This window comes from Bacillus sp. FSL L8-0193 (genome assembly GCF_037976065.1).
Classification (GTDB): Bacteria; Bacillota; Bacilli; order Bacillales; family Bacillaceae; genus Bacillus; species Bacillus paralicheniformis.
The window spans coordinates 3,052,806-3,072,838 of sequence record NZ_CP150261.1 but is presented as its reverse complement, the minus strand read 5'-3'; the positions used below and the strand labels follow the sequence as shown (position 1 = coordinate 3,072,838).

The window sequence follows — 20,033 nt, the reverse complement described above, 5'->3', positions numbered from 1 at the left end:
AATAAAAAAATAGCATTGCTATTTCAAATGTGTCCTGATATAATAGCAAATGTTGTGATAAATTTTATATCTTGACTTGCAGGATTTGTTTATGTAAGATGGATAATGAATTGAATATATATCAACAAGCAGAAGCACCCGCTTCTCACCTGATTGACACATTCTTGTAGTTGGCAGGTTAAACGTACATTTCTTATTTTTCTATGCAATGTTCGCAGTGTGGGTGTTTCGATGCCCGCACTTTTTGTTTGCCTGTGGAATGCAAAGAAACGGTCAAAATGAGTTGTGAAATCAATTCAAAGATTCTATGGAGGTGGCTCATTATTAGCAAAGATCAATTGGTTAATGAGGGTATCCGTGCGCGTGAAGTTCGTTTGATCGGACAAAATGGCGATCAGCTTGGGATCAAATCCCGCCAGGAAGCACTGGAAATTGCGGGTCGCGCAAATCTTGACCTTGTGTTGGTTGCAGCGAATGCAAAACCGCCTGTATGCCGGATCATGGACTACGGAAAGTACAGATTCGAGCAGCAGAAGAAGGAAAAGGAAGCACGCAAAAATCAAAAAATCATTAACTTAAAAGAAGTTCGGCTGAGCCCTGGTATTGAAGAACATGATTTCAATACAAAGCTTCGCAACGCCATCAAGTTCCTGGAAAAAGGGGACAAAGTGAAAGCGTCCATCCGCTTTAAAGGCCGTGCGATCACGCACAAAGAAATCGGACAGCGCGTGCTGGACCGTTTCTCAGAAGCCTGCGCGGAAGTGGCGACTGTTGAAACGAAGCCGAAAATGGACGGCCGCAGCATGTTCTTGGTGCTCGCGCCTAAAACTGAAAAGTAATTAAGGAGGAAACATCCATGCCAAAAATGAAAACTCACCGCGGATCTGCGAAACGTTTTAAAAAGACAGGTTCCGGGAAACTGAAACGTTCTCATGCATATACAAGTCACTTGTTCGCAAATAAATCTCAAAAACAAAAGCGCAAGCTTCGCAAAAGCGCAGTCGTAAGCGCCGGCGATTTCAAACGCATCAAGCAGCAGCTTGCCAACATTAAGTAATTCGGAAAAGGTATAATTAGGAGGGAAATCTAATGCCAAGAGTAAAAGGCGGAACTGTTACACGCAAACGTCGTAAAAAGGTTCTCAAATTAGCAAAAGGTTATTTTGGTTCAAAACATACATTATATAAAGTAGCTAACCAGCAGGTTATGAAATCAGGAAACTACGCTTTCCGTGACCGTCGTCAGAAAAAACGCGATTTCCGCAAACTGTGGATCACTCGTATCAATGCTGCAGCACGCATGAACGGTCTTTCTTACAGCCGTTTGATGCACGGTCTTAAGCTTTCCGGTATCGAAGTAAACCGCAAAATGCTTGCTGACCTTGCTGTAAATGATTTGAACGCATTCAATCAGCTTGCAGACGCTGCTAAAGCGCAATTGAATAAATAATTGAAAAAGGCCGGAACCCGGCCTTTTTCTTTTGTTGTTAGAAGCTACTCGCGCGGGATGTGAAACGGTTCGTGAGACCGGCCGCCGCAAGCCCCCAACCGCGAAACAAGGAGAAATGAACAATATGACTCTCATATGGATTTACGCGATCCTCATAAACGGATACGGCTTTTTCTTAATGAAAGCAGACAAGCAAAAAGCGGTCACTGGGAAATGGAGGGTATCTGAGCGCCGCATCTGGCTCGTTGCGGCCGCTTTCGGATCCGCAGGCGTCTGGTTCGGGATGATGCGGTTCAGACATAAGACAAAACACCTTTCCTTCAGGCTTGGCATTCCTTTTTTGCTGGCCGTGCAAGCCGTTTTGACCTATTTTTATATGATGAATTAAAAAAGCAGATGAGGCTTATTGCTCTTCTGCTTTTTTGTTTCTCCACTTTTGAATGTTCGAATCCCAGTCGATTTTGCAATCGGGATAGTGGGCTTTAATGTTTTCTTCCAATTCTGCGAAGTCTTCTTCCGTGAAAGAGCTGAGCTTTTCTTCAGGCGCTTCCGTCCATACAAAAATCGTATGGATGAACAGCGGATGGTCTTTTGAAGGAATGTGTTTTTCTCCTTCGAAAAGCACGCCTTTAAATGTCAGCTTGAGATTTTTGCGTGCATTTTTCTGTTCGTCCAAAAAATAAAAGTGTTTTTTGGCCTGTGCTGATTTCAGCCTTCTGTCCGGACTCCCCAAAAATTGAACGGCCCTGTACACGACGTAAACCAAAAGCGCCAGCAAAGCCAGTCTCAATATGATGACAATCATGTTAAAACAGAACCTCCCTTGAACGTAATTTTGAGTATATCCCAATATATACGAACCAGTTCCCGCAAGGTTTCATTTTTTAACCAAAAAAGCTGTACAGAATATTGGTCGTATTGAAAAGGGATGTTTCTGTATAATAGTAAATGAGGGTTAATTAAGGAGGCTGTATAGAGATGGCAAAGCTTGATGAAACATTGACGATGCTAAAGGAATTAACAGATGCAAAAGGAATTCCTGCAAATGAAAAAGAACCCAGACAAGTCATGAAATCGTACATAGAACCGTTTGCCGACGAGGTTACGACAGACAGACTGGGAAGCTTAATCGCTAAAAAGACCGGACAGGCTGACGGACCGAAGATTATGATTGCCGGCCATCTTGATGAGGTCGGTTTTATGGTTACGCGGATCGATGACAGGGGTTATCTCCGCTTTCAGACGGTTGGAGGCTGGTGGAGCCAGGTCATGCTGGCTCAGCGTGTGACGGTCGTGACGAAGAAAGGCGATATCACCGGTATCATCGGTTCAAAACCTCCTCATGTCCTGTCTCAGGAGGCAAGAAAAAAATCGGTGGATATTAAAGATATGTTTATCGATATCGGAGCGTCGAACAGAGAGGAAGCGATGGAGTGGGGCGTTCTTCCGGGAGACCAGGTCGTTCCTTACTTTGAATTTACGGTGATGAATAATGAAAAAATGCTGCTTGCCAAAGCATGGGACAACCGTATCGGCTGCGCGATCGCGATCGATGTGCTGAAAAACCTGAAAGGAGCGGATCACCCGAATGTCGTCTACGGCGTCGGAACCGTACAGGAAGAAGTCGGACTGAGAGGCGCGAAAACCGCCGCGCATACGATCAAGCCTGATATTGCTTTCGGTGTTGACGTGGGAATCGCGGGTGATACGCCGGGTATTACGGAAAAAGAGTCGACAAGCAAAATGGGAAAAGGCCCGCAGATCATCCTTTATGACGCTTCAATGGTGTCTCATAAAGGGCTTCGCGACTTTGTCACGAATGTTGCAGATGAAGCTGGCATTCCGTATCAATTTGACGCCCTCTCAGGTGGAGGAACAGATTCGGGCTCGATCCACCTTACCGCGAACGGAGTGCCTGCTCTGTCGATCACGATCGCAACAAGGTATATCCATACGCACGCAGCCATGCTTCACCGGGATGACTATGAACATGCGGTAAAATTAATTACCGAAGTGATTAAGCGATTGGATAAAGAGACGGTTCAAAATATTACGTTTGACTGATGAAAGATGTGGCTGACAGGCTTATTTTATAAGCTGTCAGCTTTTTTTTGTAATGTCAAAGACAGCGTTTACATATATAAACATTGTTCGAAAAATTGACAAAGAAAGGGAGGCATTGTTTTTTCATTTACAAGAACAGGAGTGTGATTTGAATGAAAAATGTGTTGCGGAGAATGTCTTTGACAGGATTGATGTTCGGACTGCTGCTGGCTTTTTTGATGCCTGAATCAGGCAAGGCTGCGTTTTGGGACACAAAGGGGGACAATTTCATCCATGACCCTTCCATCATTAAAGAGGGAAATACGTGGTATACATTTGGAACCGGGCTCGGTACAGGGCTGCGTGTCATTAAGTCAACCGACGGCAGAAACTGGAGTGCTGCCCCGAGTATTTTTCCAGCTCCATTGTCCTGGTGGAAGATGTACGTACCAAATCATGAACCGCATCAGTGGGCGCCGGATATCAGCTACTATAACGGCCGGTATTGGCTGTATTACTCTGTATCGTCTTTCGGTTCAAACACATCAGCGATAGGACTCGCATCGACAGACCGGATTTCATCCGGCCAATGGCGGGATGACGGGCTGGTCATCAGATCGACATCCGGTGATCAGTTTAATGCCATTGACCCTGATCTGGTTATTGACAATAACGGGAATCCATGGCTCTCATTCGGTTCCTTTTGGACCGGCATCAAGCTGACAAGGCTTGATAAAAACACGATGAAGCCGACGGGAAGTCTGTATTCGATCGCCTCAAGGCCGAATAACGGCGGAGCGGTTGAAGCGCCGAACATTACCTACAAAGACGGTTACTATTACTTATTTGTCTCGTTTGACAGCTGCTGTAAAGGGGTGAACAGCACATATAAAATAGCGTACGGCCGTTCAACGAGCATTACGGGACCCTATTATGATAAAAGCGGCAAAAATATGATGAACGGCGGAGGGACGATCCTGGATTCCGGCAATGACCGCTGGAAAGGGCCGGGACATCAGGATGTTCTGAACAACTCGATCCTTGTCAGACACGCTTATGACGCGTTGGACAATGGTGTATCGAAGCTGCTCATCAACGACTTGTACTGGGATTCCCAAGGGTGGCCGACTTATTAACAGATGACGGGCGATTTTTCCGACCGGTTTTTTTGTTCTGAAATCTGTCAAAAAAAATAAAAAACACACTGGAAATTAAATTGACAGTTTTTTTCAAAATGATATAATGAAGTTGTTCGTACAAATATGTTTTTGAGTTTAGTTGTACGTACATATAGTCGCGATAAGTTTGAGAATAAGGTATATTCATGTTTTTTTGTAAGCGTTTTAATAGTTTGCTAATCTTTACACAGAAACCTTAAAGAAGAGGAGGAAGCTATTTGATTCAAAAAAAGACGCATGTATTTTGGTTTGTGACAGGCAGCCAGCATTTATATGGAGAAGAGGCCGTACAAGAGGTGGAAGAGCATTCCAAAATGATCTGCAACGGATTAAATGACGGACATTTAAGGTTTCAAGTCAAGTACAAAGCGGTGGCCACTTCGCTGGACGGCGTCAGAAAACTGTTTGAAGAGGCGAACCGGGACGAGGAGTGCGCGGGCATCATTACCTGGATGCATACGTTTTCACCGGCGAAAATGTGGATTCCGGGCCTGTCCGAGCTGAATAAGCCGCTGCTCCATTTTCATACCCAATTTAACCGGGACATTCCGTGGGATAGAATCGACATGGATTTCATGAATATTAATCAGTCTGCACACGGCGACCGCGAATACGGCTTTATCGGAGCGAGATTGGGCATTCCGCGAAAAGTCATTGCCGGGTATTGGGAAGACAGAGACGTCAAACACTCGATCGACAAATGGATGAGCGCAGCGGTCGCATATATTGAGAGCCGTCATATCAAAGTCGCCCGATTTGGGGACAACATGCGCAATGTGGCGGTAACAGAAGGAGATAAGATTGAAGCGCAGATTCAGCTTGGCTGGTCTGTCGACGGATATGGAATCGGCGACCTCGTCACAGAGATCAATACTGTATCAGAACAAAGTCTGAACGAGCTCATTTCCGAATATGAGGAGCTTTATGAGTGGCCGGAAGGCGAAGAGGCAAGGGAATCCGTCAAAGAGCAGGCGCGGATCGAGCTTGGATTAAAGCGCTTTCTTTCGAATGGGGGCTATACGGCCTTTACGACAACCTTTGAAGACCTCCACGGTATGAAGCAGCTTCCAGGTTTGGCCGTTCAGCGCCTGATGGCCGAAGGCTACGGTTTCGGAGGAGAAGGAGATTGGAAAACGGCTGCGCTCGTCAGGATGATGAAAGTGATGGCCGGCGGAAAAGAAACGTCATTTATGGAGGATTACACGTACCATTTTGAACCGGGCAATGAAATGATTCTCGGCTCCCACATGCTTGAAGTGTGCCCGTCGATTGCCGATCACAAACCGAGAATTGAAGTCCATCCGCTGTCAATGGGTGCAAAGGACGATCCGGCGCGGCTCGTGTTCGACGGAATTGCAGGCCCTGCGGTCAATGTCTCTCTCATCGATTTGGGCGGCCGTTTCAGGCTTGTCATCAATGAAGTGGAAGCTGAGAAGGTTCCGCATGATATGCCGAATCTTCCGGTGGCGCGCGTACTTTGGAAGCCGCAGCCGTCTTTGAGAACATCGGCTGAAGCGTGGATTTTGGCTGGCGGTGCGCACCATACATGCCTTTCGTATCAGCTGACAGCCGAGCAGATACTCGATTGGGCCGAAATGTCAGGCATTGAAGCGGTGTTGATCAATCGCGATACGACGATTTTAAATCTTCGCAATGAACTTAAATGGAGTGAAGCTGCATATCGGCTTCGCAAGTTTTAAGGGGGTGAAGGCTTATCCCTTACACAATCGGAGTTGACTTTGGAACATTGTCAGGACGCGCTGTTCTCGTCGATGTCCGGACAGGTGAGGAAATCGCGACAGCTGTCAAAGAGTACACACACGGGGTGATAGACCGGGAGCTTCCCGTCTCAAAGCGAAAACTTCCGCGGGACTGGGCGCTCCAGCATCCGGCTGATTACATTGAAGTGCTGGAGGAAACAATTCCGAGCCTTTTAAAGCAGTCGAAAGCGGATCCGAAAGAAATCATCGGCATCGGAATCGATTTCACGGCTTGCACGATTTTGCCCGTTGACGAGAACGGCACTCCTCTTTGCATGAGGGAAGAGTATGCGTCAGAACCGCACAGCTATGTCAAGCTTTGGAAGCACCATGCTGCACAGGAGCAGGCGAATCGCTTGAATCAAATCGCGGAAGAAAGAAATGAACCTTTTCTTCAAACATACGGCGGGAAAATTTCTTCCGAGTGGCTCGTTCCAAAAGTGATGCAAATCGCGGAAGAAGCGCCTGTTATTTATGATGCTGCAGCCGAGATTATGGAAGCGGCCGACTGGATCGTCTATATGCTGTGCGGAACTAGAAAGCGCAACAATTGTACAGCGGGTTATAAAGCGATTTGGAACAATAAAAGCGGCTATCCTTCTGATGATTTCTTCGCAAGCCTGCATCCGAAGCTGAAAAATATCGTTCGCGAAAAATTAACAGAGGATATTTATTCTGTAGGTGAAAAAGCGGGCGGACTGACTGAAGAAATGGCCGGGAAGACAGGGCTTTTGGCTGGTACGGCGGTCGCTGTCGCAAATGTTGATGCGCATGTGTCAGTTCCGGCGGTCGGCATCACAGAGCCGGGCAAGATGCTGATGATCATGGGAACGTCTACCTGCCATATGCTGCTCGGTGAAGATGTCAGAATGGTGCCGGGAATGTGCGGTGTTGTTGAAAACGGGATTCTCCCGGGCTATGTCGGCTATGAAGCAGGCCAATCGTGCGTCGGCGACCATTTTCATTGGCTGATTCAACACTTTGTACCAGAAGCGTATATGAAAGAAGCTAAAGCCGAAGGGATTTCCATTTTCGAACTGCTGTCTCAAAAAGCTGACCGTCTCCAAATCGGCGAAAGCGGTTTGCTTGCATTGGATTGGTGGAACGGAAACCGTTCAACACTCGTTGATGCCGATCTGACAGGCATGCTGCTCGGTATGACGCTTGCCACTAAGTCTGAAGAGATATACCGTGCATTGGTTGAAGCGACTGCTTACGGGACGAGGATCATTATTGAAACGTTTAGACAAAGCGGTGTGCCGATCGAGGAGCTGTATGCCGCAGGAGGAATCGCCGAAAAAAATCCGTTTATCATGCAGATTTACGCGGATGTCACCAACATGGAAATCAAAATATCCGGATCTCCGCAGGCGCCGGCTTTAGGTTCCGCGATATTCGGAGCGCTCGCGGCCGGAAGCGTGAGCGGCGGTTATGACCATATCGAAGAAGCAGTCGCACATATGGGCAAGATCAAGGATCAAACGTACAAACCAATTCCTGAAAACGTTGCCTTATACGATCGGCTTTATACGGAATACAAGGAGCTTTACACGTACTTCGGAAAGCAAAACAACGTGATGAAACGCCTTAAAAAATTGAAAAACATCCAGTCCATTAGTTCTGACACCGGTAAAGCGATGGCTTAAAGGGAGGAGAAAACTGTGCTGGAATCTTTGAAAGAACAAGTATTAAAAGCGAATTTGCAACTTGAAAAATACCGGCTTGTCACCTTTACATGGGGAAATGTCAGCGGTATTGACCGGGAGAATGAGCTGGTCGTCATCAAACCAAGCGGTGTCAAATACAGCGATTTGAAAGCCGAAGATTTAGTGGTTCTGAATATGGACGGCGAGATTGTAGAAGGGGATCTGAAGCCGTCTTCCGATACGCCGACACACCTCTATCTTTACCGGCAGTTTCAGTCGATCGGCGGGATCGTCCATACGCATTCTCCGTGGGCGACAAGCTGGGCGCAGTCAGGGAAGGATATTCCGTCACTCGGAACGACTCATGCCGACTATTACCACGGTGACATTCCGTGTACAAGAGAAATGAATCCTGAGGAGATCAGAGGTCAATACGAGTTGAATACAGGAAAAGTGATTGCCGAGACGTTCCGGCATCTGGACCCCCTGGCGATGCCCGGCGTTCTCGTGAACAATCACGGGCCGTTTTGCTGGGGGAAAGACGCCTTGGCGGCCGTACACAATGCTGTCGTCTTGGAAGAAGTCGCGAAGATGGCGTACCGCTCCCTGATGCTGAATCCGTCTCTTGAGCCGATTAAGAGCGCTTTGCAGGATAAGCACTATTTTCGCAAGCACGGGGCAGACGCGTATTACGGCCAATAGAGGAGGGAAGCTGTCAATGAAAGATTTGATCTCTTATGTGAAAGACACTTTGGGTGCGTGCGAATGCGGAGCTGTTCATCATCCGCTTACAGTCGAAAAAATCGCGATCGGCGGCAAAGCTGTTGAGCAAGAATTGCCCGCTTTCGTGAAATATGCTTCCTATAAAAAAGCCGCTGTCATTTATGATGAAACGACCGGACGGATAGCCGGTAAGCGGATTGCGGCTCTTCTTGAAGAAACGGCTGAAACGGTTCATGTTCTGCTGGAAGCTAATGAAGCGGGCGATGTGACGGCGGATGAGCAAACATTAGTGAGTGCATTGATCGGTGTACCGATTGATGCGGATGTACTAATTGCGGCCGGAGCGGGCACGATTCACGACATCGTCAGGTTTTGCGCCTATCAGCGCGGCATCCCGTTTATTTCAGTTCCTACGGCTCCGTCGGTTGACGGTTTTACTTCAGCCGGAGCACCGCTGATTTTAAAAGGAAAGAAACAGACGGTTCAAACGACAGCGCCGATCGCGCTTTTTGCCGATTTGGAGCTCTTGTGTCAAGCGCCGCAGAACATGATAGCCGCAGGTTTTGGCGATATGCTCGGCAAGGAGACGTCGCTTGCTGATTGGGAAATTTCCCGCCTGCTTGCCGATGAGCCGTATTGCCCGGCCGCCAGCCGGCTCACGAGGGAAGCGCTTGATCAATGCCTTGACCGAAAAGATGACATCGCTGCCAAGACGCGTGATGGGATTAAGAAATTGATGGAATCACTGATCCTTTCTGGTCTTGTCATGCTGGTTCTCGACCATTCAAGGCCGGCTTCCGGCGGCGAGCATCATCTTTCCCACTACCTTGAAATGAAAGCGTTGGAGAACAATAAGCGGCAAGTGCTCCACGGTGCTAAAGTCGGCTGCAGCGCCATCATGCTGACTGACATTTACCGATCTCTTATCGGTACAAGCCTGGGTGATCAACACGCTGAGCAAGCGATTCGCTCCGTTTATGAAAAGCTTCCTGACGGTAAGAAAATGGCAGAGTGGATGAGGCGTATCGGCGGGCCTGTATCTTTCAAAGAACTCGATGTTGAAGAAGAGCTGGTGAAAGAAGCGCTCGCATACGCCCATCAGCTCAGAGACCGGTATACAGGACTGAAAATCATCAATCAATACGGCCTTTTGCCGGGGCTTTTAGGCAAAGGACCAGGCGTGAAAGGGGTTAAAATGTGAAAAGGTTCCTTTCATCTATCTTTATGGTCACGGTCGCTGCATGTCTGCTTTTATCGGGGTGCAAGGCAAGTCCAGCCTCTGATCAAGCGGACGGCACCGAACTGACATTTTGGACATTCAACGGCCTTCATGAACAGTTTTATGCTGAGATGGTGAAAGAATGGAACAAAAAGTATCCCGAGCGAAAAATCAAATTAAATACAGTGGTGTATCCGTATGGACAGATGCATGACAATTTATCAATCTCGCTTTTAGCCGGGAAAGGGGTTCCAGATATTGCCGATGTTGAGCTGGGGCGCTATTCGAACTTTTTGAAGGGCTCTGACATTCCTCTTACAGATTTAACGCCGCTTGTGGAGGGCGAACGCGACAAGTTTGTTGAAGCGAGGCTGACGCTCTACAGCAAGAACGGCAAGCTTTACGGACTTGACACACATGTCGGAACAACCGTGATGTATTACAACATGGAAATGATGAATAAAGCAGGCGTTGATCCGGACGACATCAAAACGTGGGAAGATTACAGGGAAGCGGGCAAAAAGGTCGTCAAAGCTCTCGGAAAGCCGATGACAACGATTGAAACGACCGATCCGAATTCATTTCTGCCGCTGGTTTCCCAGCAGGGATCCGGTTACTTTGATGAGCAGGGGCGTTTGACATTAAACAATGAGACAAACGTAAAAACGCTCGAATTTTTAAAGACTTTAATTGAGAAAGACAAAATTGCCGTCACAACGCCCGGAGGTAATCATCACAGTGAAGAATACTACGGGTTTATGAACCAAGGCGGCGCGGCGTCTGTCTTAATGCCGATCTGGTATATGGGCCGTTTTTTGGATTATATGCCTGACTTGAAAGGGAAAATCGCGATCAGACCGTTGCCGGCATGGGAAGAAGGGGGAGACCGTTCAGCGGGAATGGGCGGAACGGCCACCGTGATTCCAAAACAGGCGAAAGAGGTCGATCTGGCCAAGGATTTCTTGAAATTTGCCAAAGCATCGAAAGAAGGCAACATCAAGCTGTGGACCGTGCTCGGATTCGATCCGCTCAGATGGGATGTGTGGGACTCGGACGAATTGAAAAAACCAAATCAATATACAGAATACTTTCAAAACGGACAACACATCTTTTCCGTGCTTCTTGACATAAAGGATGAGATCAATCCGCTTTACCTTACTGAGGATTATGCGAAGACTTCTGATCTCGTCAACAGAAACGTCCTGTACGAAGCGCTCAAAACGAAGAGCAAAACACCGAAAGAAGCATTGGACAAAGCAGCAGCTGAAGTGAAAGGGCAATAGTCTTTCATTACTGTAAAGCGAGGCGATAACTTGAAGACTGTTAAAACAGATACAGTGCATTCGTTTCCGCCGGTGAGCAGAAAAAGAAAGATCAGACGATTATTATATTCAGCAAAAGCCGCACCCTACATTTTCACAGCACCTTTTGTACTCTCCTTCTGCATATTTTTTCTTTATCCGCTTATCAGCGTCGTCATCATGAGCTTTCAAAGCATTCTCCCCGGGGAAGTCCGCTTCATCGGGACGGAGAACTATCAAGCATTAAACAATCCTACATTTTATACCGCACTATTCAACACCGTAAAATACACCTTTTGGACATTGCTGATTTTAATACCTGTTCCTCTTATTCTGGCAGTCTTTTTAGATTCTAAACTCGTAAAGTTTAAAAACGTGTTCAAATCGGCTTTATTCATCCCGGCTCTGACGTCAACCATTGTGGCGGGGATTATTTTCAGGCTGATTTTTGGAGAAATGGAGACATCGCTGGCGAATTCGATATTGGCTAAGTTTGGAGCTTCGCCGTACAACTGGCTGAACAACGAACATACCGGCATGTTTTTAATGGTGATGCTCGCATCCTGGAGATGGATGGGAATCAATGTCCTGTACTTTTTGGCGGGCTTGCAGAACGTTCCGAAAGAATTATATGAAGCTGCCGAAATCGACGGCGCAGGCACGTTCAAGAAGTTTTACCATATTACGCTTCCGTTTTTAAAGCCCGTCAGCGTCTACGTGCTGACGATCAGCATCATCGGCGGCTTCCGGATGTTTGAAGAAAGCTATGTGCTGTGGCAAAACAACTCTCCGGGCAACATCGGCCTGACGATGGTCGGATACATTTATCAGCAGGGGCTTGCCTACAACAACATGGGCTACGGCTCGGCGCTCGGCATCGTGCTCTTGATCATCATTTTCATCTGCAGCCTCATTTCATTAAAGCTGTCTGGATCTTTTAAAAAGGAGGGCTATTAATGCGTCCTGCCAGAGGCCTCAACATTGCGAAAGTTGCTCTGTTTCTGCTGTTTGCGATACTAAGCTTTTTGTTTGTGTTTCCGCTTTTCTGCCTTGTGCTCGGCTCGCTCAAACCATCTTCGGAATTGTTGCGCTTCGGCTTGAATTTAAAGCTGAGCCCTGAAATCCTGAGCCTTGACAATTACACATACTTGTTTAATGGAGGAAGCATTTATTTTCAATGGTTTTCGAACAGCTTGATTCTCGTGGTGATATCCACCGTGCTGACGCTCTTGTTTTCTTCAATGGTCGGATACGGGCTTGCCGTCTACGACTTTAAAGGAAAAAATCTCTTGTTTGTAGCTGTGCTCCTGATCATGATGGTGCCGATCGAAATTCTCATGCTGCCTTTATTTAAAATGACGGTTTCTCTTCATATTGTCGACACATACGCCGGTGTGATTCTGCCGTTTATCGTCTCGCCTGTCGCCGTGTTTTTCTTTAGACAGTATGCGCTCGGCCTGCCGAGAGATTTGCTTGATTCCGCGAGAATGGACGGCTGCACAGAGTTCGGCATTTACTTCAGGATTATGGCGCCCTTGATGAAGCCGGCATTTGGAGCGATGATCATTCTTCAATCCTTAAACAGCTGGAACAACTTCTTATGGCCGCTGATCGTTTTGCGATCGAAAGAAATGTTTACGCTCCCAATCGGACTGTCCGCTTTGCTCAGTCCGTACGGGAACAATTATGACATGTTGATTTCGGGTTCTGTGCTGGCGATTCTGCCCGTGATTCTCATTTTCCTGTTCTTCCAGAAGTACTTTATATCAGGTTTGACGGCAGGCGGAATTAAAGGCTGATCCACTATATATCATCTTGAAAGGAATGATTTAACATGACTGCACACAAAGCGAAGATGACGATTGACAAGGAATATAAGGTGGCAGAGGTTGATAAGCGAATTTACGGATCCTTTATCGAGCATCTCGGCAGAGCCGTTTACGAAGGCATTTATGAGCCCGATCATCCTGAAGCTGACGAATCTGGCTTTCGGAAAGACGTTATTAAATTGGTCAGTGAACTGAAGGTTCCGTTTATCAGGTATCCCGGCGGAAATTTCGTCTCAGGTTATAACTGGGAGGACGGGGTCGGTCCTGTCGAACAGCGGCCGACAAGACTTGATTTGGCGTGGGCGACAACCGAGCCGAACTTAATCGGTACGAACGAATTTATGGATTGGGCAAAGCTTGTCGGGGCAGAGGTGAATATGGCCGTCAACCTCGGAACGAGAGGAATTGATGCCGCACGCAACCTGGTAGAATATTGCAACCATTCGTCAGGATCGTACTACAGCGACTTGAGAAAATCCCATGGATATAAGGAACCGCATAAAATTAAAACATGGTGCCTCGGCAATGAAATGGACGGTCCATGGCAAATCGGCCATAAAACTGCAGCCGAATACGGAAGACTTGCCGCTGAAGCCGCGAAGGTGATGAAATGGACGGACCCGTCGATCGAGCTCGTCGCCTGCGGAAGTTCGGGAAGCGGAATGCCGACATTCATCGACTGGGAAACGACCGTGCTTGATCATACGTACGAACACGTCGAGTACATCTCGCTTCACTCGTATTACGGCAACCGTGACAATGACCTTCCAAACTATTTGGCGAGATCGCTGGACATGGATCACTTTATCAAAACGGTCATCTCAGTCTGCGACTATATGAAAGCGAAAAAGAAAAGCAAGAAAACGATTCACCTTTCATATGATGAGTGGAATGTCTGGTATCACTCGAATGAAAAAGACAAAGAAGCTGAACGCTGGGCGAAAGCGCCGCACCTTCTTGAAGACATCTACAACTTTGAGGATGCGCTTCTCGTCGGCTGTATGCTGATTACGATGCTCAAGCATGCCGACCGCGTGAAAATCGCCTGTCTGGCTCAGCTTGTCAATGTCATCGCGCCGATTATGACAGACAAAGGCGGAGAAGCGTGGCGTCAGACCATTTTCTATCCGTTTATGCACGCTTCCGTCTACGGCAGAGGAACGGTATTGCAGACGGCGGTATCGTCTCCGAAGTATGATGCGAAAGACTTTACGGATGTGCCGTACCTGGAGTCCGTGTCTGTTTTCAATGAAGAAGCCGAAGAATTAACCGTTTTTGCCGTCAACCGCGCAACTGACGCCGGCCTTGAAATGGAAGCCGATATGAGAAGCTTTGAAGGGTACAGTGTCTCTGAGCACATCGTTCTGGAACACGAAGATCATAAAGCGACGAATGAAAAAGACCGCAACAACGTCGTTCCGCACAGCGGCGGAGACGCCAAAGTATGTGACGGCAGGCTGACGGCTCACCTTCCGAAACTTTCCTGGAATGTGATCAGAGTGAAAAAAAGATGATCTAAAAAATCCGGCCGCTGTGCCGGTTTTTTTAGGTGTGAAAAGGTGTGCGCATTTATGTCGGAGAATACTATAAAACAGGAGGGGGGATATGATGAAGTCGTTTTTTTCGGCTGCATATTGCTTTTTGATGTACGCATTTATAGCATACCTTTGGCTTCTGTTTATCACGGCGGTCCTTGATCGGACCCGGTTTCTCAATCACTCATTTTTAGAGGCGGGCGTCATCTTGATCGGCACCATATTGTTTTTTTCGCTGTCTCACCATCTCTCAGCTTCACTTGTCAAAACAAACATCAATCGAATCGGAGGGAGCGCCGCTTTCTGTCTAGTCATGGCCGTTCATTTTTTTATTGTTCCGTTATGCTGACAGAAAAAAGGCGGATATCCGATGATACCCGCCAATTACGCCTTAAAAAAGGCAGCAGATGAAGCATGTGTCTATTTTATTCTTATTATTCCTATTAGTCAACTGGGTTTTGGGTGATTTTGAAAATTATTCCTTTGTTTTAAGGACATGTTGATAAAGATCTGCTGCACTCTCTATTGGAATGTGGCTGATCGAAAATTTCATATTTTCTTTTCCTGAGGCAACGGCCAGCTTAATTGACGCTAAGTTTTTTCTCTCTTGCATAAATGTTTGGCTCAATGATGCCCATTGAATGCGTCCGCGTTTCATAATTGCCGTTTTCCGGGATAAAATTCCGTATTGCAAAGTTAAAAACCGGCTGCTTTGATTCCAGCCAATCATCCGATACCCTATCCACCCCAGGCTGAATAATCCGAGCGGCAGAACTGCAGCCAGATTGTGATAGTCGGAAGGTACAAACAGCCATATCGGTATGGCAAAAAGACAGCCGGCTATAAATGGCATAACCATATAGTGAATTTTCGCTCCCTTTGTGAGCGTGTGCAGATGGCCTCCTTTGCGGTAACCGGTAAACGGTTCAAGCATGGATTCGGCCTTTTCTTTTTTAACAAAAGGAAGTAGGGTGACGGTTTTACTGCTTTGCTCATTTGAACGATTGCGAATCACAACAGCTTTGATTTCTGCATACCCCAAGAATCGGTGAATCGGACGCTCAATGATGAGAACGGCCTGTATCCGGTCTTGTCCGATCGTTCGTTTTTTCTTTTCAAACAGACCCTGCTCAATCTCAATTTCTCCTTTGCTATTTTTCCTTAATGTGAATTGAAAATCACTTGCAAATGTGAGTAATAGCGAAAGCGCGAATGATAGAATAGCCATCAAGACCACCGTGATCATGATCCAGTTGGGGCCGAACCAGCCGGATAAGGAGGTGAACAAAGTGTCCCTGTCTCCTTCTTTCGATATATCCATATATTTTAGCAATCCCAGTAATAACAGCGTAAACACAATCCCGACTTTAGGCGATAGCAGGCTGTGTAAAATGAGGTTACTTTTAGATAATTGAAACATGGAGTCTTCAGCATGTTCGCTCGGCCTGTCTTTTGCTTCTGCTTTTAAAGCCGTCCGAATGCGCTGTTCTTCTTCTTTTGAAATGCAGCTGAGTGTGATGCCGGATTCTTCTCCTCCGGCAAGTTCAATTGTCAAAGTCCGGGTGGAAAATAAATGATCATATACACGAATCGCAGAATCAATTGATTGTATACGATCCGGCTGCACCCATCTTTTCTTGACGACAAGCAAACCGGATTCAACATATATCGCTTTCTCATGTATTTGGTAGGTAAATGACCGCCATTTTAATACACCAATCACGAAAAACGACATGATAAGGCATGAGCCTAAAGTGATATTGATGAGGAAAGCGGGAATGTCACCGCCCAGTTTATGAATACATAATACGAGCAGTGGAAATAACCAAATAAAGGAAAAGGATTCTTTGATCGCTGTAGCGATAAAGTAAAGGACGGAAACCGGATGGAGACGATGTTTGATCAATGTGTCAGACTTGTTCATCGCTTAACCTCGCATAGGCTTCAATTTCTTTGCGGATCGAATCGGCTGTTCCTTCGGCCAATCCCAGAATGTCGTGGCTGCCAGCTGCCGTTGATAAAGTCACTGTATATAAATTGTACTTTTTTAAAATAGGACCTTGTTTTGCTTCGACATGCTGGACTTTCCCCATAGGAATTAATACTTTTCGTCTGAAAATGATCCCTTTATGGATTTGAATACTTACTTCACTTAGGCGGTATCGCCACAAGTGATATTTCCACTTCGGCAAAAGATAAAGTTCAAACGGTACCGAGGCAACAGCTAAACATAATGTGACAGCCAATATCCATTTTGGCCAGCCGAATGTGATAGTAAAGTATAGCAATGCCAGAATCAAGGATGCATACACACATAAAGTGATCACACCTTCAAGCTTCCGTACGGCAACAATTTTCCCGTCCAATTTTTTAAATTCACCAGTGTTCACGATAGCCCCCCTATTTAGTTATTTTTCTTGTTGCATAATCGAACGTATCGACAATTTCTGATATCATGTCTTCCTTATCTGATATATCTTGATTTGCGATTTTGGTCCCAAGAGAATCGATGACGCTTCGGACGGTTCTGGCCATAATGTGCGGGGAAAACTGCCTGAAACTCCCTTCTGTTTCCTGTCCCCACTTAAAAATTTCAACTAATGGCTCATATATTGATTCATCTTCATTCTGGTAAAACAGCTCACCGGTTTCTGTTCGTAGGTTGGATACCACCTCAATGATTGCGGTCACGTAAGCCCGGTGTTCATACATGAATCTGAGATTTGATTCAATGTATGCGCGCAGTGTCGCCGGCGCACTGTCTGAACCATCCATGAATTTTTCCATATAAGGTGCTGCAAGTCCGTAGCAATACTCAACAACAGCCTTCATAAGCTGCATTTTATTTGGAAAATGATACGTAACGACTCCTTTGCTGATTCCCCCCTTTTTTGCGATATTGCCGATCGAGGCATTCGCATAGCCTTCTTCCACAAGCACTTGAATAGCGTCTTCAATAATTTGCAGTCGTCTTTTTTGTGATTTCGTATTCATGGCTCAATTTTAGTACGATCGTGCTAAAGTGTCAATAAGAATATGAAATCAAACTGAGAGGTCCGGGTGCTCGTCTATAACAAAAGGAAGCTGTCATAAAAAGCGAAGATGGAGGCCGTGTCTTTTTTCGAAAAAAGATGATTGCGCTTACAAAAAATATGAGATATGTTAAAAAAGAAACAAAGGGGGGAGGAATTGGATGAATGCAATAACAATTGTGATCGCTTCCATCTGTATTTTGGCGATCGCCTATCGTTTGTACGGAACATTTATGATGGTGAAAGTGTTGAAGGTTGATGATGACAAGCCGACTCCTGCCCATCTCCAGAAAGACGGCAAAGATTATGTGCCGACGAACAAATGGGTGTCTTTCGGCCACCACTTTGCGGCCATCGCAGCCGCGGGGCCGCTTGTCGGGCCGATCTTGGCGGCGCAGTTCGGCTACTTGCCGGGGCTGTTGTGGCTCTTGATCGGAGCGGTGATCGGGGGAGCCGTGCATGATATTGTCGTTTTATTTGCGTCCATGCGGAGGAAGGGAAAGTCGCTTTCAGAAGTGGCGAAAGAAGAGCTCGGGCCTGTTGCGGGATTTTGCACGGGGCTTGCGATGCTGTTTATTATTACGATCACGATGGCGGGGCTGTCGATGGTTGTGCTTCATGCGCTTGAACGCAATCCGTGGGGGACGTTCGCCGTTGCGATTACAATTCCGATCGCGATGGGGGTCGGTTTATTTTATAAAAAGACAGGCAACTTAAAATTAGCGTCAACCGGCGGATTTATTTTACTGATGGCCGGTGTCTTCATCGGACCGTCCATCGCGGAAACGCCGCTTGGAGACGCCTTGACGCTTGATACGAAAACGCTTGCTGTCGCACTTCCTGTCTATGCATTTTTTGCAGCTGCGCTCCCTGTATGGCTGCTGCTTGCGCCGCGCGATTATTTGAGCAGCTTCATGAAGATCGGGGTGTTTATCGCTTTGATTGCCGGGGTGTTCGTCGTCAATCCGGCGATTCCGTTTCCGGCGTTTACCGAGTTTACGGGCGGAGGGGGACCTGTATCACCTGGTCCGGTTTGGCCGTTTATTTCAATTACGATCGCCTGCGGTGCGATTTCCGGCTTCCATGCGTTTGTCGGTTCAGGCACGACGCCGAAAATGCTTGATAAGTGGAGCGATATGAAATTCGTCGGCTTTGGGGCGATGCTCGTTGAGTGTCTTGTCGGCATCATGGCGCTGATCGCGGCAACGGCATTGCAGCCGGGCGATTATTTTGCCATCAACAGTTCGCCTGAAGTCTTTCGGACGCTTGGCATGAATGTCGTCCACCTGCCTGAACTCAGCCGCGAAATCGGTCTCGATCTTGAAGGAAGAACAGGCGGAGCTGTTACCCTTGCCGTCGGCATGGCTTATATTTTTACGGATATTCCGTTTTTCAGCCATTTGGCCTCTTACTTTTTTCAATTTGTCATCATGTTTGAAGCCGTCTTTATTTTAACGGCGATTGATGCCGGTACAAGGGTGGCGCGTTATTTGATTCAAGACTTTTTCGGAGAAGTGTACAAACCGCTGAAAAAAACGGACTGGCTTCCGGGTTCGGTCGCAGCGAGCGCCGTTGCCTGTTTCATGTGGGGGTATTTGCTGTATTCAGGCGACATCAGCTCGATTTGGGCGCTGTTTGGCGTATCCAACCAGCTGATGGCATCCGTCGGTTTAATTATCGGCGCGACGGTCATTTTAAAAATAGCGGACAAACGGCGTTATATGCTGACATGTCTCATTCCGCTCGCTTATTTGTACGTAACGGTCAACTATGCGGGATACTGGATGATCAAAAACGTTTATTTTAATGCGGAAGCTGCCGGTTTCAGCGTTTTAAACGGCATTTTATCAATTATTATGCTGCTGCTGGGGCTGGTGATCATGGCGGCTGCCATTAAAAAGTGGACGGAGATTTGGCGCGATCCGGCATTGCGGATGGAGCCTTCTATTCCAGGATGAAAATAAACCGGGGCCGTTTCAGGCCGCCGGTTTATTTCGTTTTTAATCCTTGTTCCAATGTCTCAAGCATTTCAGTTTTATCCGATTCAGTTGCGTGCTGCCAGATGACCTCGAACAACACACCTAATCCCGGAAGCATTTTTTCTTCACCGCTTTGGATCGCATCGACGATCGTGTGCTCAAGCTCTTCTTGCGAGTTTCCTGATACATTGGCAATAACGGCATGGCGCAAATTCAAATCCATCTTTTTTCACTCCATTTCATCAAATCTGATTTTCTATATTCTGCCTCGCTTTCGGGTTTATTATGTATCATTGATGAGATATAATGTGACTATTGCGAGACAAAGGAGTCAAAACG

The 20,033-nt window shown here is 46.8% G+C and carries 21 protein-coding genes and 1 other annotated feature; of the genes, 16 read left to right on the top strand and 5 right to left on the bottom strand.

Going from position 1 to position 20,033, the window contains the following annotated elements; all coding sequences use genetic code 11:
- The first annotated feature begins 120 nt into the window (after positions 1–120).
- Positions 121–253 (top strand) — a sequence feature (ribosomal protein L20 leader region).
- A gap of 67 nt (positions 254–320) precedes the next feature.
- The 4 genes from infC to MHH76_RS15360 all read left to right on the top strand — a co-directional run bounded on the left by infC (position 321) and on the right by MHH76_RS15360 (position 1,837).
- A complete protein-coding gene (infC, locus tag MHH76_RS15375) occupies positions 321–839 on the top strand; it encodes a translation initiation factor IF-3 (protein ID WP_116523372.1) in 519 nt (172 codons plus the stop codon).
- 17 nt (positions 840–856) lie between these two features.
- Positions 857–1,057, top strand: coding sequence for a 50S ribosomal protein L35 (rpmI, locus tag MHH76_RS15370; protein WP_003184267.1), 201 nt, complete (start codon positions 857–859; stop codon positions 1,055–1,057).
- 32 nt (positions 1,058–1,089) lie between these two features.
- On the top strand, positions 1,090–1,449 hold the full coding sequence (gene rplT / locus MHH76_RS15365; protein ID WP_003184266.1) for a 50S ribosomal protein L20: 360 nt from the start codon (positions 1,090–1,092) through the stop codon (positions 1,447–1,449).
- A 124-nt stretch (positions 1,450–1,573) separates the two neighbouring features.
- Positions 1,574–1,837, top strand: coding sequence for a DUF1294 domain-containing protein (locus MHH76_RS15360; protein WP_020452529.1), 264 nt, complete (start codon positions 1,574–1,576; stop codon positions 1,835–1,837).
- A gap of 15 nt (positions 1,838–1,852) precedes the next feature.
- Here the strand turns inward: MHH76_RS15360 and MHH76_RS15355 are convergent, their stop codons facing one another.
- A complete protein-coding gene (locus MHH76_RS15355) occupies positions 1,853–2,254 on the bottom strand; it encodes a hypothetical protein (protein WP_023855473.1) in 402 nt (133 codons plus the stop codon).
- Positions 2,255–2,427: 173 nt separating this feature from the next.
- Between MHH76_RS15355 and MHH76_RS15350 the strand changes: the two genes are divergently transcribed.
- The 11 genes from MHH76_RS15350 to MHH76_RS15300 all read left to right on the top strand — a co-directional run bounded on the left by MHH76_RS15350 (position 2,428) and on the right by MHH76_RS15300 (position 15,032).
- Positions 2,428–3,513, top strand: coding sequence for a M42 family metallopeptidase (locus MHH76_RS15350; RefSeq protein WP_020452527.1), 1,086 nt, complete (start codon positions 2,428–2,430; stop codon positions 3,511–3,513).
- Between the two features lie 218 nt (positions 3,514–3,731).
- Positions 3,732–4,628, top strand: a complete 897-nt coding sequence (locus MHH76_RS15345; RefSeq protein ID WP_224067380.1) for a glycoside hydrolase family 43 protein — start codon at positions 3,732–3,734, stop codon at positions 4,626–4,628.
- 260 nt (positions 4,629–4,888) lie between these two features.
- On the top strand, positions 4,889–6,370 hold the full coding sequence (gene araA, locus MHH76_RS15340) for an L-arabinose isomerase (protein ID WP_025811007.1): 1,482 nt from the start codon (positions 4,889–4,891) through the stop codon (positions 6,368–6,370).
- A gap of 14 nt (positions 6,371–6,384) precedes the next feature.
- Entirely contained in the window at positions 6,385–8,076 is a 1,692-nt protein-coding gene (araB, locus tag MHH76_RS15335) for a ribulokinase (protein ID WP_025811008.1), read from the top strand.
- A 15-nt stretch (positions 8,077–8,091) separates the two neighbouring features.
- Positions 8,092–8,778 carry an L-ribulose-5-phosphate 4-epimerase gene (gene araD / locus MHH76_RS15330; protein ID WP_025811009.1) on the top strand — a complete coding sequence of 229 codons (687 nt, stop codon included), beginning with the start codon at positions 8,092–8,094 and terminating at the stop codon, positions 8,776–8,778.
- Between the two features lie 16 nt (positions 8,779–8,794).
- On the top strand, positions 8,795–10,000 hold the full coding sequence (locus MHH76_RS15325) for a sn-glycerol-1-phosphate dehydrogenase (RefSeq protein ID WP_025811010.1): 1,206 nt from the start codon (positions 8,795–8,797) through the stop codon (positions 9,998–10,000).
- 23 nt (positions 10,001–10,023) lie between these two features.
- Positions 10,024–11,301, top strand: a complete 1,278-nt coding sequence (locus MHH76_RS15320) for an ABC transporter substrate-binding protein (RefSeq protein WP_106070691.1) — start codon at positions 10,024–10,026, stop codon at positions 11,299–11,301.
- Positions 11,302–11,331: 30 nt separating this feature from the next.
- Positions 11,332–12,276 carry a sugar ABC transporter permease gene (locus MHH76_RS15315; RefSeq protein ID WP_025811011.1) on the top strand — a complete coding sequence of 315 codons (945 nt, stop codon included), beginning with the start codon at positions 11,332–11,334 and terminating at the stop codon, positions 12,274–12,276.
- On the top strand, positions 12,276–13,118 hold the full coding sequence (locus MHH76_RS15310) for a carbohydrate ABC transporter permease (RefSeq protein WP_020452519.1): 843 nt from the start codon (positions 12,276–12,278) through the stop codon (positions 13,116–13,118). The genes MHH76_RS15315 and MHH76_RS15310 overlap by 1 nt, the downstream gene beginning before the upstream one ends.
- A gap of 35 nt (positions 13,119–13,153) precedes the next feature.
- Complete coding sequence (locus MHH76_RS15305) at positions 13,154–14,662, top strand: alpha-N-arabinofuranosidase (protein ID WP_025811012.1); 1,509 nt, start codon at positions 13,154–13,156, stop codon at positions 14,660–14,662.
- Positions 14,663–14,756: 94 nt separating this feature from the next.
- Positions 14,757–15,032 (top strand): hypothetical protein, encoded by a 276-nt coding sequence (locus MHH76_RS15300; protein WP_025811013.1) that lies wholly within the window; start codon positions 14,757–14,759, stop codon positions 15,030–15,032.
- Between the two features lie 126 nt (positions 15,033–15,158).
- Here MHH76_RS15300 and MHH76_RS15295 read toward each other — a convergent pair whose 3' ends face one another.
- Genes MHH76_RS15295 through MHH76_RS15285 form a run of 3 tightly spaced genes read right to left on the bottom strand, consistent with a single transcriptional unit; the run spans position 15,159 to position 17,677 of the window.
- A complete protein-coding gene (locus MHH76_RS15295) occupies positions 15,159–16,607 on the bottom strand; it encodes a PH domain-containing protein (protein ID WP_025811014.1) in 1,449 nt (482 codons plus the stop codon).
- Positions 16,594–17,073 (bottom strand): PH domain-containing protein, encoded by a 480-nt coding sequence (locus tag MHH76_RS15290; RefSeq protein ID WP_025811015.1) that lies wholly within the window; start codon positions 17,071–17,073, stop codon positions 16,594–16,596. Before MHH76_RS15290 ends, MHH76_RS15295 begins: the two co-directional genes overlap by 14 nt.
- Before the next feature lie 10 nt (positions 17,074–17,083).
- Complete coding sequence (locus tag MHH76_RS15285; RefSeq protein WP_023855462.1) at positions 17,084–17,677, bottom strand: TetR/AcrR family transcriptional regulator; 594 nt, start codon at positions 17,675–17,677, stop codon at positions 17,084–17,086.
- A 199-nt stretch (positions 17,678–17,876) separates the two neighbouring features.
- Here MHH76_RS15285 and cstA point away from each other — a divergent pair, with 199 nt between their 5' ends.
- Positions 17,877–19,673, top strand: a complete 1,797-nt coding sequence (cstA, locus tag MHH76_RS15280) for a carbon starvation protein CstA (protein ID WP_020452513.1) — start codon at positions 17,877–17,879, stop codon at positions 19,671–19,673.
- 31 nt (positions 19,674–19,704) lie between these two features.
- On the opposite strand, the gene sspI is transcribed toward cstA, so the two are convergent.
- Positions 19,705–19,917 carry a small acid-soluble spore protein SspI gene (gene sspI / locus MHH76_RS15275; protein WP_023855460.1) on the bottom strand — a complete coding sequence of 71 codons (213 nt, stop codon included), beginning with the start codon at positions 19,915–19,917 and terminating at the stop codon, positions 19,705–19,707.
- Positions 19,918–20,033 lie beyond the last annotated feature (116 nt).